Genomic DNA, 15,000 nt, shown 5'->3' with positions numbered 1-15,000 from the left:
CATCGAGCAGCTTCATGAAGTTGCGCTTGCGCTTCCACTCCAGCCGGACCTCTGCCAGTTCGTCACCGAACATGCCCAGCTGCTTGTGCGCCCGCCGCAGCGCGCGGATTTTGTTGACGATGGCAAACGCCTGCCCATAGTCGGAGCCGCGCGAACCGCCCTCGATCCTGTGTGGCAGCAAGCGTTTGTAGAGGGCAATCGCCTCTTCGTGGTTGGTCTGGGCACGTACGTCTGCAACGGGTTCCCACAGTCCAACCTCGACCTTGCCACCGCAGAAGGCGTCCCACATGGCCTCGGCGTCGCCTTCGCGCAGAAAGATGGAGACGATGTCTCCCCGGCGTGGCTTCTCCCACCAGCTGCGCTGAGCGACGCCATCCGATGACTCATCCTCGGCCACGTGCTGCCACAGAAGGTCGAACGCCCGCTGCCGCAGCACCGCCTCGCAGTCGATGTGGGCAGCAACCTCCAGCAACTTGAAGAAGGGCTCACAGCCGGGCGTCCTCTCGAAGCGTTGCCAGGCGAGGCGCGCCACCTCCGCGTGTTGCCCAAGCGCCAGCTGCAGCTCGATGGCAAGGGTCAACAGGTCGTCATGGCGTTCATGCGGAAACGCCGCAATCCCCTGCTCCACCCAACGTAGCGCCTCGTCCTTGCGGCCCTGGTCACGAAACATCCTGGCCAGCGTCAGGAAGCACGAGGGGGAGGACAGATTCTTCGCCTGGATGGCCACCCGCAGCGCGAAATCATCCGTATGGAGGGCGATGTCCTTCATCGCCGACTCCACCCGGAAGCGTGACGTGCTCCACTCACCGCGATGGTGCTCGGGGCCAAGAGCCGGGAGGGCCTTCCAGTCCCGCTCCACCTGCTGCCGGTACGCGGCCAGCCCTTCCTCGCCGAGTGCTTCGGCATAGTCTGGCAGCACCTCATGAAAGGTGTCCCACTCGCCGTGCATCTGGAATCCGTACAAGCGCCCGGCCAGAGCCACGGAGTCGGGGCGCAGTGCGTTGCAGGCCGCCAGATGCAGCTTGCGCAGGCCCAGTATCGCCGGCATCACCTCGCCGCCGGAGTCGTCGATGTGCTGCAACGCCTCTTCGGCGAGGGCGATGGCCTCCTCGATGACCTCGATGAGCCCCGGCTGGCCATCTTCGATGCGCTGCGACAACAGCTCCGTAAGGTCTTCGAGGCGATTGGCGTAGCCCCCGGCCTCTCGATACTCGACAAAACCGTTCGTGCGCGTAGCCTGCCTGACCACCTGGCGCAAGGCTGGCAGCCCCGTGCTCTCCGCCACGATAGCCGCCATCAGCAGTTTTTCGCGCAGCGCGTCATCGCGCCAGGAGGCTTCGAGCACGAGCTTGCGCAGCGCAGCTACGTTCAGCACCTGGAGATAGGTCTCAATCCGCACCTCGTCAGACTGCCCGTCATCTTTCTTCACCATCAACCCACCCGTCCCTTCAAAAGCGCGTCCAGAGCCCCTTGGTAGAACCCGATATCCAGCTTCCCCGCCATGTCTCATGGTCACACTCCGCTGGGTGAAATTGCCTGAAAAGAGTATCGCCTGGATCGTTTCAGCAAGGGAAATCCGATCTCGGTCCCGGACCAGGGCAGCAGATCATGCGGGCCGCTGGCCACTGCGACCCTCTTCACGCCGTGTGTTGATGGGCGGTGTTCCCCAGATGCCCGAGCTGTTAGGATCCCTGCTCCTGCTGAGAGTGACACCGATAGATGAAAAAACCGATACGCCTGGGCCTGATGTCTCCCATGACGGGGCTGGTCGGCTTGTACGGCCAGGAGATCGTCACCGCCGCGCAAATCGCCTGCGCCGAGATCAATCAGTCGGGCGGCATCCTTGGTCGGCCCCTCGAGCTGGTCATCGAAGACGACGGCAGCCTGCCCGACACGGCCTTGAAAGCTGCCGTGAGGCTGCTGGATGAGCATCGCTGCAGCGCCTTGATCGGCAACCTGCTGTCCAACTCGCGAATCGCCGTTGTCACGCAGGTCGCTGAACCCAGGCAGGTCCCACTGCTGAACTTCTCCTTCTATGAAGGAAGTATCAGCAGCCGGTATTTCTTCAATTTTGCCGCCCTGCCCAATCAGCAGATCGACAAGATGATTCCCTTCATGGCCCGGCGCTTCGGCCTGAAGATGTTTTTCGCCGGTAATAATTACGAATGGCCGAGAGGGTCCATCGACGCGGCCAAGCACTCGCTGCGGGCACTCGACGGCGATGTGGTGGGTGAGCGCTACCTGCCCCTCGGCGCCAGCGTCGAGGACATCGACCGCATGCTGGTCGAGGTCGCACTCTCCGGCGCCGATGTCTTCGTACCCTATTTTGCCGGCCAGGACCAGCTGACCCTGCTCGCGCGATTTTCTGCCGCCGGCCTGAAGCCACGCATGGCGGTGGTCATGGGTCACTTCGACGAGATGCTGGCCAGCCAGCTCGCACCCGACGTGCGCGAGGGGCTCTACTCCAGCAATACCTACTTCATGTCGCTGGACACGGAAGGCAACCGGCACTACCAGCAGCAACTCGCAGGCTATCCCGGCATCACCGGGCTCTGGCCCGATGGCAATGGCGTCCTGACCAATTTCGGAGAAGGCACCTACCTGTGTGTGAAGGCGTTCGCCCAGGCCGCCGAAGCCGCCGGCACCACCGGCGCAGAGGGCTTGATCTCTGCCCTCGAACACACCCGCCTCAGCGGGCCGCAAGGCATCGTGGAAATGGATGCCACCACGCACCATGCGAGGGTGAACAGTGTGCTGGCCTGCTGCGATGGCGACGGCAGTTTCAGGATCATCCAGCATTTCGGCCAGATCCCCCCCCAGATCCCGGATCGCTACCAGGCCCGGACACAACCGGCCGTGCTCCGGGAGTCCCCGCCATCCCCCACGCTGGCCGGCAGCCTCGCCGAGAAAATGGCAGGCGCCCAGTTGCGCGTCGCTACCGCCCAGCACATCCTCTCGATTGCCGACATGGCGATCATTGCCAGCGACAGCGACGGCCTCATCCGCGAATCGAACCGCAGCGCTCAGGCCCTGTTCGGTTATCGAGAGGATGAACTCCTCGGCCTGTCGGTTCATCAACTGCTGCCGCCCCACTTCCGGCAGCGCCACGCCGAACTGTTCAAGGCCTTTGTCGAGGGAGAGGAGAGCGAGCGCCGGATGAGCGGGCGCAATGAAGTGGTCGGCTACCGCAAGGACGGCAGCTTCTTCCCTCTGGAGGCCTCAATTGCAAAATTCCACGATGGCGACAACTGGCTGCTGGTCGTCACCATGCGCGACATCACCGAGCGCAAGCGGGCAGAGGAAGAGCTGACCCACCGCGCCACCCATGACACCCTCACCGGCCTGCCCAACCGGGCCTTGATCCGTGAGCGCCTTGGCAACGCCCTGCAGCGCTCACGACGCAGCGGCGAAAGCGTTGCCTTGCTGTTCCTTGATCTCGACGGCTTCAAGCCGATCAACGACACCCACGGCCACGAAGCGGGTGACGCGTTGCTGCAAGCCATCGCCAGCCGTCTGCTCGAGCAGGTCCGCCCCGGCGACACCGTCGCCCGCCTCGCGGGGGACGAATTCGTGGTTCTCTGCGAGAAGGTCGATCAGCCCATCGCCATGTCCCTGCTCGCTGTGCGGATCAACGACATCGTGCGCCAGCCCGTGCACTTTCAAGGCACGGATCTTTTCGTGACCGGCAGCGTCGGGGTTGCCATCGGCAACGGCAATACCCATTCCGCCGATGACCTGCTTCGCTATGCCGACACCGCGATGTATACGGTCAAGGAACACGGCCGGGACGGCTGGCAGTTCTTCAGCGAGACCCTGCAGGAGCAGGCCCAGCAGCGCCTCACCATTATCAATGGCCTGCGCTCGGCCATCGAGAGACAAGAGCTGTCTGCCCTTTTCCAGCCCATCGTCAACGCCGAGACAGGGCGGATTGTGGGGGCCGAACTGCTGCTGCGCTGGCATCCGGCCAGCGGCCCCGTCTCGCCAGCGGTGTTCATCCCGGTGGCAGAGATGACCGGGACCATCGTTCCGATCGGCCTGTGGGTGTTCCGGGAGGCCTGCCGCGCCGAAGCGGAATGGCGGCACCGCTGGGGTGAAGCAGCCCCTTATGTATCGGTCAATGTCTCGGCCCGCCAGTTAAACGAGGACAGCCTGGTTGATGAGTTTTCCGCGATCCTGCGGGAGACCGGCGCCAACCCGGCCAACCTGCTGCTCGAGATTACCGAGACCTCGCTGATGGCCGACGTCGAAACCAACCTGCGCATCCTCCGCCGGCTCGCCGATCTTGGCCTGCGTGTGGCAGTGGACGACTTCGGGACGGGGTACTCCTCTCTCGCGCAGCTTACCCGGCTGCCGGTCAATGTGCTGAAGATCGACCGGGCCTTCGTGGACAGCCTGGAAAAAAGCGAGGAGAGCCGGACCATCATCCGTGCGGTCATCGGAATCGGCCGCTCGCTGAACCTGAAACTGGTTGCGGAAGGCGTCGAGACCGCCGGCCAGCGCCGGGAGCTCTGCACCTATGGCTGCGACCTGATCCAGGGCTATTACTTTCATCGTCCCCTGACCGAACAGGCCTTTACGGAAGCATTCGAGCGGGAAGGCCTCCAGGCTGATGGCGCCAACGATACAGCGCTCCACTTCCTGATCTATGTCAGCCACAGCAGACTCCCCATGTCCGAGGAGGATGTCACTGCCCTGATGCGGCAGTTCCAGCTCAGGAACCGGCGGAACGGCATTTCCGGCTGCCTCATCCACAAGGATGGAGAGTTCATGCAGTTGCTGGAAGGCCACAAGGAAGCCGTTCTTGCCCTATGTGACCGCATCCGTGCCGACGGCCGGCACGCTGACTTCCGTGTTGTGACCGAAGGCCCCCTGCACCGCAGGACCTTCACGGACTGGGGCATGGTATTGCTCAAGCTCGACCATGACCACATCAAGACCGATCTCAGCACCGCGCAGAAACGCAGGTTGACCTTTTTTGACCTGGCCGACGATCCGCAGCTTTGCTACGCCTTCATCGCTGCTCATGCCGCCAGGGACCGGTGAGCCGCTCAAGACCAGGGCCTTGCCGCCCCTCCAGACTTGAACCTGGCGCGCCGGGCACGGGGAGCGCGGCATCGAAATTGAGGCGCCTCGCGGCGAACTGGCTTTACGAGCTCAAACACCCTGCCTGAGCAGCTACCATAGTCTTTGCCTATAAAATGGATGCTCAAGCACGACTGGCAAGCCAGATCAACCAGGCCTATATTCCGTCCCTCAAAAAATCCGTGAAAACCATCATGCCATCTCCTTCTTCCCTCACCACCGGGCAGCGCCTGGCCCTGGGCTTTGGCCTGGTGCTGGCCCTGATCGTCGGTATCACCGCCCTCGGAATCCAGAAGGTGAACCTGATTGACCACACCCTGACGGAAATCACCGATCTGAACGCGGTGAAGCAGCGCTACGCGATCAATTTCCGTGGCAGCGTCCATGATCGGGCCATCAGCCTCCGGGACGTGACCCTGGTACCCGACGCCGCCGGCCTCACTGCCACCCTGCAGGAGATCGAGCGGCTCGCCGCCTTCTACCAGAACTCGGCAGCGGATCTGGACAAGCTCTTTGCCAGCACCCCGGAGATCAGTCAGGATGAACGCCAGCTACTGGCGGCGATTCAGGCCAGCGAAGCCAAAACCCTGCCCCTGATGCAGCGGGTGATCCAGAGCCGCCAGAGTGGCGACGTGGGGGGTGCCCAGGCCCTGCTGCTGGGTGAGGCCCGTCCTGCCCTGAGCGAATGGCTGGCCCGCATCAATGCCTTCATCGATTACCAGGAAAAACGCAACCAGACCGCCACCGCCCACGCCCGGGAAGTGGCAAGCCAGTTTGCCCTGTTCATGGTGACCCTGTGTGGCCTGTCCATCCTCATCGGCTCCGCCATTGCCTTCCAGATCACCCGGCAACTGGGCCGCGCCCTGGGTGGCGAACCCAATCAGGCAGCTCAGGCGGTGACCCGCATCGCCGGTGGCGACCTCAGCATGCCGGTAAGCGCCCAGCACCCGGACAGCATGCTGGCGGCCGTATCCCGCATGCAGGACGACCTGCGCACCCTGTTCACCGATATCGCGCAAGCGGCCACCGACCTCTTCCACAAGGCCGCCCAGGTGGCCCAGGCCTCCCACAACGCCCGGGATGCAGCAGCCAACCAGGCGGAAGCCTCTGCGGCCTCCGCCACCAGCATCGAGGGGATGACCACCAGCATCAACGAGGTCTCCCAGATCGCTTATCAGACTGAAGCCAATTCCGCCCGCACCGCCGAACTCTCCGAACAGGGCGTGAAGCTGGTCCAGCAGGCGGCATCGGAAATGGCCCGTATCGCCAGCACCGTGGTCGAATCCACCACCCAGATCCGCAACCTGCAACAACGCTCTCAGGAGATCGGCGGAATTGCCAGCGTGATACGGGAAATTGCCGAACAGACCAATTTGCTCGCCCTGAACGCCGCCATCGAAGCGGCCCGGGCCGGGGAAGCCGGCCGGGGCTTCGCTGTGGTGGCCGACGAGGTGCGCAAGCTTGCCGAGCGTACCCAGAGCTCCACCGCCGAGATCGCCCGCATGATCGAATTGGTGCAACACGAAACGGAGCAGTCCGTCGCTGCCATGGATACCGCTGCGCCCCAGGTGCAGAAGGGCCTGGCCCTGGCCACCGAGGCAAGCGGCATGCTGGAGGAAATCACCCGTCAGGCCCAGGATTCCCTCAGGAACGTGCAGGAGGTGGTCCGGGCCACGGTCCAGCAGGCGGGCACCGCCACCGACATCGCCCTGCACATGGAAAAAATCAGTGCCATGTCCCTGGAAACCCACGGCGCCATGCAGGAAAACACGGCCGCCGTTGCTGACCTGGAACAGATTTCCAGCCGCCTGCGCCAGCAGGTGAGCCGCTTCAGGCTGGGTTGAAGCATGCCGGAGCATTGCCTGGTATTTCACCTGACGGGGCTGCAGGCCCTGGAAGCAAGCATGGGTGCGGCAGCCGTGGCAGGCGCCTTGAGGGAGCTGGATCGGGGCGTCGCCCGCATCGTCATGGAGGTCTTGTCCGGAGCAGAACCGAGCCCCCCGCTGCAGGGCTTGCCCCAGGGCGTCTGGCTGATTCCCTATCGCAATTCCGCTCCTGACAATCCAGCCGAACTTGACTTCCAGTTGCTCAGAGACAGCCCGGAAAACCGCCACCTCGCCGTGCTGACTGCGACGACCCAGCTGGCTGGCCAGCTGGCCCGGGATATTTTCGGGAGCGCCACGGCAAGACTGGCGCGTTTTCGGGTGCTCCAGTTGCCCGGCCTCCCCGATCTGCAGCAGGTGCTGCATGCACTGGAGTCCGCCCAGCCCCACACCTGCACTCCCGCCGAAGCACAACTGCAAACCCTGCTGCGCCAGGGGGGGCTGCGCACGCTGGTGCAGCCCATCGTCCGCTTTCCTGACGGCCAGCTGCTTGGCTACGAAGCGCTTTCCCGCGGTCCCGCAGGCAGCGCACTGGAGCGCGCCGACCAGCTCTTTGACGCCGCGGCCCACTGCGGCCTGAGCCGAGAGCTGGAAATCGCCTGCGCGTGGCAGGCGCTGGAACAAGGGGAGCCCTTGCTCACCCGTTGCTGGCTCACCATCAACCTCTCCAGCGCCAGCCTCGCAGATGACGCCCTGCGCCGGGCCCTGGCCCGGCCGGGTATCGTGGTCGAGATCACCGAACACCTGCCTCTCAACAATGCACGCGCCCTGCAGCCCCTGCTGCAGGAATTACGCGCAGGGGGCGCCCGTGTCGCCCTGGACGACACGGGGTGCGGCTATGCCGATCTGGACGCCGCGACAGCCCTCCAACCGGACTTCATCAAGCTGTGCATCACCATCATCCGCAGCCTGGGCCGCAACCCCGCGCTACTGGCCGAGCTGGCCCGGAGCACGGCCAAGCTGAAGGAAATGGGAATCGGGATTCTGGCTGAGGGTGTGGAGCACGCAGCAGAAGTGGACATACTGCGGGATTTTCCCATCGACTACGCCCAGGGCTGGCGCTACGGACGGCCGCAGCCCATCGAAACAGTACTGCCCGTGCCCGCCCCCTGAAGCCCGCAGCAACTGCGCGACGAGCCGGATCACTGATGCGGCGATCTGGGCGCCTGCGCTGAGTATTTCTGAGCAAGACTCAAACCTGCGCCGAGGAAACTGCGGGCTTCTCCAGCCACTTGAGCAGCACGCCATAGAGCGTTTCCGGCATCACCGGCTTGCTGACGAAATCATTCATGCCGGCGTCGAGGCAGCGCAGGCGGTCTTCCCTGAAAGCGTTGGCGGTCATCGCAATGATCGGCAGAGTGGCAGACCGAGGCAGCGTGCGGATTTCACGGGTGGCATCCAGCCCGTCCAGGTTCGGCATCTGCATGTCCATCAGGACCACGCGATACTCGTTCCGGGCCACCAGCGCCACGGCTTCGACACCATCGACTGCCACATCAACCTCCATACCCACTTCCCGGAGAATCTCGACAGCCACTTCGCGGTTGATCACATTGTCTTCGGCCACCAGCACCCGGCAACCGGCATACCGCTCCTTGAGGCGTTGACCGGGATTGTCTGCCGGCACGCTGGCCTCCCGGTTTTGCGCAGCAGTGTCGCGGGCCAGCCGAACAGTAAACCAGAAGGTGCTACCGACCCCGGGCTGGCTTTCGGCGCCAGCCTCGCCACCCATGAGTTCAGCCAGCTTGCGGGTAATGGCGAGCCCCAGGCCCGTTCCCCCGTACTTGCGGGTCGTCGTACTGTCTGCCTGCTCGAAGACGGAAAAAAGGCGAGGCATGACCTCGGGTGCGATCCCGATGCCACTGTCACTGATTTCGAAGCGGAGCAGCGCGCTGGTCGCGTCCGCCTCCAACAGCAGGACGCGGATCGTCACATGACCTGCGGCCGTAAACTTGATCGCATTGGTCGCGTAATTCAGCACAGCCTGCTGGATGCGTGTCGCGTCGCCCAGCAGGTCATTCGGAAGGGCTTGCAGTTCACTGGAAAACTGCAGTCCTTTCTGTGTGGCCCGCTCGAAGAGCATCGCAACGACGTTGCCCACAATGGTGTCGATCTGCAGCGGATTCTGCTCAAGCGCAAATTTTCCGGCCTCGATCTTCGACAGATCAAGGATGGCGTTGATGATGGCCAGCAGGTGCTGGCCGGCACTGACGATCTTGTTCAACTTGTCTGCTTGTTGTGGATCGCTGGTCTTGCGCCGCAACAGGCCGGTAAGCCCAATGATGGCGTTCATCGGCGTCCGGATTTCGTGACTCATGTTGGCCACGAAGGCACTCTTGGCGACGACCGCAGACTCGGCAGCCTCCTTGGCCTTGCGCAACTCCATCTCCAGGGCTTTGCGCACGGTCAGGTCGATGTGCGTACCAACCGCACGCAGCGGTCGGCCGTCGCTGTCGCGCTCGACCACCTTGCCACGGCTGAGAATCCATTTATAGCCACCGTCCTTGCAACGCAGGCGGAACTCCATCTCGTAGCCGCCTTCGGAGGTCAGCTTGTCACATGCCATGTCACCAATATGCTCCCGCTCATCGGGATGGAGAAAAGCCATCCATTGACTGCCGTCGTAGTCGCCCAGCTCTCCCGGCGCATAGCCGAGCATGGTGCGGTAGGCCGTGTTCAGTTGAACCTTGTTGCTTCGCAGATCCCAGTCCCAGATACCATCCCGGGTCGCCTCCAGGGCGAATTTATAGCGCTCCTCACTGGCACTGACCTGCGCCATCATCGCCGACAGTGCCGCAGTCCGCTCGGCAACCAGAGCCTCGAGCCGGACCTGACGGCCAGACAGCTCGGCCTCGGCCCGCCTGCGCTCGGTGATGTCGCGGATGAAGGCAAAGATTCTTCCGCCAGCACTCGGATCGAAAGAGGCCAGCACCTCAACTGGCCACAAGCGACCGTCACGCGCTCGGTGCTGGGTCTCGAAACGGTCGAAGCCTGCTGCCGGCAGACGTTGCAAACGGGCAACCACGACGGAGTGCTGTTCATGAACGTCGATGTGATGGACCCTCTGCCCCAGCAGCTCCTCTCGCTTGAATCCGGAAATCCGGCAATACGCATCGTTGACCGTGAGAATCCTGTCTGCCAAGTCCATCACCCAGAAGCCGTCCGGTGAGGACTCGATGGCCAGGCGGAACTGTGCGTCCTTGTCGCGCAGCTCGCGCTCGAGCGCCTTGCGCGCAGTGATGTCATGGGAAATACCGAGCACGCCGATGACCCTTCCGCGAGCGTCGCGCATCGGAGTTTTCGTCGTCTCGAAATCACCTTGATAACCGTCGGCAGCAAATGTGAGCGCCTCCTCGTTGATGGTCGACCGGCCCTGGGTCATCGCGATCTTGTCATTCCGGCGGAAGTCATCGGCCAGTTCCCGCGGCACGAAATCGTAATCCGTCTTGCCAACGATGGTCCCTGCACTGGCCCCGAAGAAACGCTCGAAAGCCTTGTTGCAGGACAGGTAGATACCGTCCGGCCCCTTGAGCCAGACAAGATCTGGAATGGTTTCCAGCAGGCTCTGCAGGTAGCCGCGCTCGCGCGCCAGCTCGCGGTAAGGCATGCGGACGCCGGAGACAAACAGCGCACGATAGATCATCATGTACGCAATCGCCTTGTAGACATGACCGAGGAGGTTGAAAACGTCGGTCACGTCCGCATACAGGGTGAAGAACAGCTCGGCGAGTCCGAGAACCCAGGACGCTGCAGCCAGCCAGAAACGGTCGTCATGCTGCTGGGCGCCCGCCTTGCGGTAAAGCAGCAGCGCCGCCACACCGTAGAGCGCTGCCAGCGTGTATTCGGCTGCAATCTTTAGTTCGGTCAGCCCCTGGCCAGGGATGAAGGTGCGCGGCAGCCATGCGCTGTGCGCGATGACGAACCACCAGACGGCGGCGCTGAGCATCAAGGCCGAGAACAGCGCCCCCAGGCTGCGCAGTGCCGACCAGTTGCCCGGTGGACGCACGGCAACGGCAAGCAGCACAAGGGCGGCAACGTAGCGGCCCGCCAACCAGAAGTTGATCGCTTTCTCCGGACTGCTCGGCGTGATCAGCTCGGGCATGCCAGCGAAGGACAGGGTGTGGCCCAGGTCGATCAGGGTGACCGCCAGGAAGCCGGTACCGAGCATGACGGCGTGGCTGTTTCCCTCGATGTGACGCAGATTCCAGGCGAGTGCGAAGACCATGGCAGAGACAGCCATGGCAATGAATTCAAGTGTGATATGGAACGGCAGGTAATGCGCCGGTAACGCAAAGAACCTGAGTGCCGGCAACCCGCCACCGAGCAGGAGCAGGAGACTCAGGACCACGATCCACAGCAGCGGTACCGTGAGTGTCCCCTCTGTGCCCTTGGCCACAGGGAACGGGGCTGCACTGTTCATTGCTTGCCTTCAGAAAAATACATTTCGAGCCCGAACTGAGATAACACACCAAGAAGCCCCTATTTTGAGGGTATCTGGCATGAAAGGGCTGCCGGCCGATGCAGCATGGAGCACTGTTACGCGCTGAGCTTGCAGTTCTGATGGAATTCAGGAACCACGATAATTCTGCAACAGACAGTGAGTCCCCTGTCTTGTAGTCTGGGAAGTTCAACGCTGACCCGATGGAAGCCGCCTTTTTTATGGTGAATCTGGCTTATCTACAGCCGTTCGAGGACGGCGACAAACGCACCAGCCGGCGGTGTGCCAATCTGCCGTTGCTGCTGCAAAACTGCGCGCATCTTTCCTTCCTGGACGTTGAGCAGAGCGACTATGCGCTGGCAATGATGGGCATTTATGAACAGCAGGACTCTTCGTTGGCCGTTGAACTGTTCGCCTGGACCTACCGGCGCTCCAGCGGAAAATACGCCGTGCTCCTGGAATCGATGGGCGGACCCGACCTCTTTCGACAACGCTAACGAGAACACTTGGACGACGCGATTCGACAGGTCGTCGCCGACAGCACCGAACCCGGTGCAGCTATCGGCACGCTCGGCATCCCAGCGGAGGACCTGCCCGCCCACCTTCAGGAAACTCCTGCAGCAGGAGTTATCGCAACTGGAGGTATGCAACTGCGCCCGCTACCGACTGGGCATCTCCCTGACCGAACGCTGGATACGGGCCGGTCGTCCAGGACTTGACCGATAAAGTGAGGGCAGCATGTCGGTCAGCCGTCGCCTGCACGTCGAGCAAGCATCAAGTGTCACAGGCGTTGCGTCATGGTCAGGCGCAAGCTTGGCGAGGTGTTCATCCCACTCCCGGCGCCTGTGGACGACGAGCTCTACACCAATAACTAACCCACGCACGACTCATGCCAGCCGTGCCGGTAGACTGACGATACTGGCGCTCTTTGGTGGTGATGTACTGGTGTAGCGCTTTCGGAGCGGTCAATCGAACGTAGATGTTCGAACTCTTGTCGTCGCCCCCCCCCCCCGATACGAGCAAGGCGGCATTGTTTGAAGCTGATTGTCACCCCCGCAGCTTCCAAGCCATCGAAACAACGGAAATTATTACCAATCAAGCACTTACATCAACCTGGCGGAGGCGGTGAGATTCGAACTCACGAAGGGTTTCCCCTTGCCGGTTTTCAAGACCGGTGCAATCGACCACTCTGCCACACCTCCATTGGGCGCGCATTCTAGCATGGAGCGAGTGCCGAAAAGCATGTAAAGGGAACAAGGTTGAAACTTCCAGGGGGCTTCTATACTCTCATGCCATGCAGGCTACACTGCTCAACACTTTCGGAGGATTTCCATGCAACTCGACACTTATGGACAGCAATCGCAGGTTTTGTCGCACGGCGCAAACCGCGTGCTGCGCAATACCTACATGCTGCTTGCCCTTACTATGGTGCCGACCGTTGCCGGCGCGCTCCTGGGCGTGCAGATGCAGTTCTCGTTCATGGCGGGGAGCCCGTTCATTGCCTTCCTGCTTTTCCTTGGGATTTCCTTCGCCTTTTTCTACGGCATCGAAAAAACCAAGAACAGCAGCATGGGGGTCGTGCTCCTGCTGGGCTTCACCTTCTTCATGGGCCTGATGCTGTCGCGCATCCTGCAGGTCGCGCTGGGCTTCTCCAATGGCGGCTCCATGATCGCCCTGGCGGCGGGCGGTACCGGTGCAATCTTCGCGACGATGGCAACCATTGCCAGCGTGTCCAAGCGGGATTTCACCAACATGGGCAAGTTCCTGATGGTGGGCATGGTGGTGATCCTGCTGGCGGTGGTGGCCAACATCTTCCTGCAGATGCCGGTACTGAACCTCGTGATCTCCGCTGCGGTGATCATGCTGTTCTCGGGCTACATCCTGTACGACATCAGCAATATCGTGCATGGGGGTGAAACCAACTATGTCACGGCCACCCTGTCGGTATACCTGAACATCTACAACATCTTCGTGAGCCTGCTGAACCTGATCATGGCCTTCGGCGGCGACCGGGACTGAGCATCTTCCCTGGTAAGCAAGAAAGGCGGCCTCCGGGTCGCCTTTTTTACATTCACCCCCGCTCAAACAAGGCGATGGATTCCACGTGGGACGTCTGAGGAAACATGTTGGCGATCCCTGCGCCCTTGAGGCGATAGCCCTTCTCATGGATCATCACGGCCGCATCCCGAGCCAGGGTGGCCGGGTTGCACGAGACATACACAATGCGCTGCGGCGCACAGGCACCCAGGGCCTTGACTACGGCAACGGCCCCTTCCCGGGGGGGATCAATCAGCATCTTGTCGAGATGTCCCAGGACGGCCAGACTGTCCTCAGTGGTTTCAAACAGGTTGGCTGCGTAAAAATCGCTGCGCTCGGCCAGACCATTCAATGCGGCATTCTCACTGGCCCGCTGCACCAGCGACTCGCTACCCTCGACACCCACCACATGGGCCCCCAGCTTGGCGATGGGCAGGCTGAAATTCCCCAGGCCACAGAACAGATCCGCAATGCGCTCACCCGGCTGGGGATCGAGGAGCTGCATGGCACGGCACATCAGCAGCCGGTTGATGCCCATATTGACCTGCGTAAAATCTGTTGGCCGGAAAGCCATCGCCACACCGAACTCAGGCAAGGTATAGACGAGGCCGGGGGCCTCGGCGGGGAACAGGCGACGCGCCGAATCCGGTCCCTGGAGCTGCCCCCAGACCTGGACCCGGGCCTCCTGGGCAAAGGCGGCAAGCAGGGCCTGATCCGCTGCGGTAAAGGGCAGGAGATGACGGAAAACCAGGACCGTGATGCCCTCGCCCACGGCAATTTCGATCTGCGGGAGACGATCCGGCGCTGACAGACCCGCCACCAGGGTCTTGAGACGGGGCACCAGTGCCGACACATGAGGCGGCAGGACAGGGCACTGCTCCATGGGCGCCACATAGCTGCTGCGCCGCTCATGAAAACCGATCAGGACCCCGCCCTTGCTAGGCACCAGGCGTACGGTGAGACGGGCACGATAGCGATACCCCCAGACCGGTCCGACAATCGCAGGGTAAAGGATCTCCGGACGCACCCGGCCCAGGTGCCAGAGCGCGTTCTCCATGACCCGCTGCTTGGCTGCCACCTGGGCACCGGATTCCAGATGCTGCATGCTGCAACCACCACAGACGCCATAGTGGGGACAGGGCGGTGTCACCCGCTGCGCGCTGGGCTCGACCACCCGCAACACATCCGCCACCTCGTACCTGGGCTTGCTGCGGTAAGGGGTGAACGTCACCTTCTCACCCGGAAGAGCCCTTTCAATGAAGACGACCTTGCCCTCCACGTGGGCCACACCACGACCATCGTGATCCAGGGATTCAATGACAGCTTCACGGACAGCCGGAACACTCATGACAGGACAGGGCATCAAACAGCCAGAAATGGGAAAGGGCGCCATTTTATCCCCGGCAAGGGGCAGACAAGGCGAACAGTTATAATCCGGATCATGATGAATACACTTTTAGGCGGCCTGACAGCGGAGGAATTCCTCGCTGAATACTGGCAAAAGAAACCACTGCTGATTCGCCAGGCAGTCCCGGGGTTTACCGGCGTCGCAACTCGAGC

8 protein-coding genes and 1 tRNA gene are annotated in these 15,000 nt (G+C 62.3%); 5 read left to right on the top strand and 4 right to left on the bottom strand.

What is annotated here, in order from left to right; all coding sequences use genetic code 11:
- The coding region (locus PHD22_RS13295; RefSeq protein ID WP_299867678.1) for a DUF6880 family protein at positions 1–1,432 on the bottom strand (1,432 nt) is incomplete at its 3' end.
- A 287-nt stretch (positions 1,433–1,719) separates the two neighbouring features.
- Between PHD22_RS13295 and PHD22_RS13290 the strand changes: the two genes are divergently transcribed.
- From PHD22_RS13290 to PHD22_RS13280, 3 genes are all read left to right on the top strand, one after another.
- Positions 1,720–5,043, top strand: coding sequence for an EAL domain-containing protein (locus PHD22_RS13290; protein ID WP_299867675.1), 3,324 nt, complete (start codon positions 1,720–1,722; stop codon positions 5,041–5,043).
- 233 nt (positions 5,044–5,276) lie between these two features.
- Positions 5,277–6,926: a methyl-accepting chemotaxis protein gene (locus PHD22_RS13285; RefSeq protein ID WP_299867672.1), complete on the top strand. Its 1,650-nt coding sequence runs from the start codon at positions 5,277–5,279 to the stop codon at positions 6,924–6,926.
- Positions 6,927–6,929: 3 nt separating this feature from the next.
- On the top strand, positions 6,930–8,078 hold the full coding sequence (locus tag PHD22_RS13280) for an EAL domain-containing protein (protein WP_299867669.1): 1,149 nt from the start codon (positions 6,930–6,932) through the stop codon (positions 8,076–8,078).
- A gap of 79 nt (positions 8,079–8,157) precedes the next feature.
- Here PHD22_RS13280 and PHD22_RS13275 read toward each other — a convergent pair whose 3' ends face one another.
- Positions 8,158–11,385, bottom strand: a complete 3,228-nt coding sequence (locus PHD22_RS13275) for an MASE3 domain-containing protein (RefSeq protein ID WP_299867666.1) — start codon at positions 11,383–11,385, stop codon at positions 8,158–8,160.
- A 221-nt stretch (positions 11,386–11,606) separates the two neighbouring features.
- Here PHD22_RS13275 and PHD22_RS13270 point away from each other — a divergent pair, with 221 nt between their 5' ends.
- Positions 11,607–11,900, top strand: a complete 294-nt coding sequence (locus tag PHD22_RS13270; protein WP_299867663.1) for a Fic family protein — start codon at positions 11,607–11,609, stop codon at positions 11,898–11,900.
- 617 nt (positions 11,901–12,517) lie between these two features.
- Here PHD22_RS13270 and PHD22_RS13265 read toward each other — a convergent pair.
- Positions 12,518–12,605: transfer RNA gene (locus PHD22_RS13265), tRNA-Ser, on the bottom strand.
- Between the two features lie 130 nt (positions 12,606–12,735).
- Here PHD22_RS13265 and PHD22_RS13260 point away from each other — a divergent pair.
- On the top strand, positions 12,736–13,422 hold the full coding sequence (locus tag PHD22_RS13260) for a Bax inhibitor-1/YccA family protein (RefSeq protein WP_299867660.1): 687 nt from the start codon (positions 12,736–12,738) through the stop codon (positions 13,420–13,422).
- 52 nt (positions 13,423–13,474) lie between these two features.
- Here the strand turns inward: PHD22_RS13260 and rlmD are convergent, their stop codons facing one another.
- A complete protein-coding gene (gene rlmD / locus PHD22_RS13255; protein ID WP_299867657.1) occupies positions 13,475–14,788 on the bottom strand; it encodes a 23S rRNA (uracil(1939)-C(5))-methyltransferase RlmD in 1,314 nt (437 codons plus the stop codon).
- Positions 14,789–15,000 lie beyond the last annotated feature (212 nt).

Origin of the sequence: Zoogloea sp. (assembly GCF_028693495.1) — a bacterium.
GTDB lineage: Bacteria > Pseudomonadota > Gammaproteobacteria > Burkholderiales > Rhodocyclaceae > Zoogloea.
This window is presented reverse-complemented; position numbering and strand designations above follow the sequence as displayed.

What these genes read in the sequence shown, in the direction of transcription:
- PHD22_RS13275 (WP_299867666.1), bottom strand. Translation starts at nt 11,385, where the DNA reads ATGAACAGTGCAGCCCCGTTCCCTGTGGCCAAGGGCACAGAGGGGACA.
- PHD22_RS13290 (WP_299867675.1), top strand. Translation starts at nt 1,720, where the DNA reads ATGAAAAAACCGATACGCCTGGGCCTGATGTCTCCCATGACGGGGCTG.
- PHD22_RS13285 (WP_299867672.1), top strand. Translation starts at nt 5,277, where the DNA reads ATGCCATCTCCTTCTTCCCTCACCACCGGGCAGCGCCTGGCCCTGGGC.
- PHD22_RS13260 (WP_299867660.1), top strand. Translation starts at nt 12,736, where the DNA reads ATGCAACTCGACACTTATGGACAGCAATCGCAGGTTTTGTCGCACGGC.
- PHD22_RS13270 (WP_299867663.1), top strand. Translation starts at nt 11,607, where the DNA reads ATGGAAGCCGCCTTTTTTATGGTGAATCTGGCTTATCTACAGCCGTTC.
- rlmD (WP_299867657.1), bottom strand. Translation starts at nt 14,788, where the DNA reads ATGAGTGTTCCGGCTGTCCGTGAAGCTGTCATTGAATCCCTGGATCAC.
- PHD22_RS13280 (WP_299867669.1), top strand. Translation starts at nt 6,930, where the DNA reads ATGCCGGAGCATTGCCTGGTATTTCACCTGACGGGGCTGCAGGCCCTG.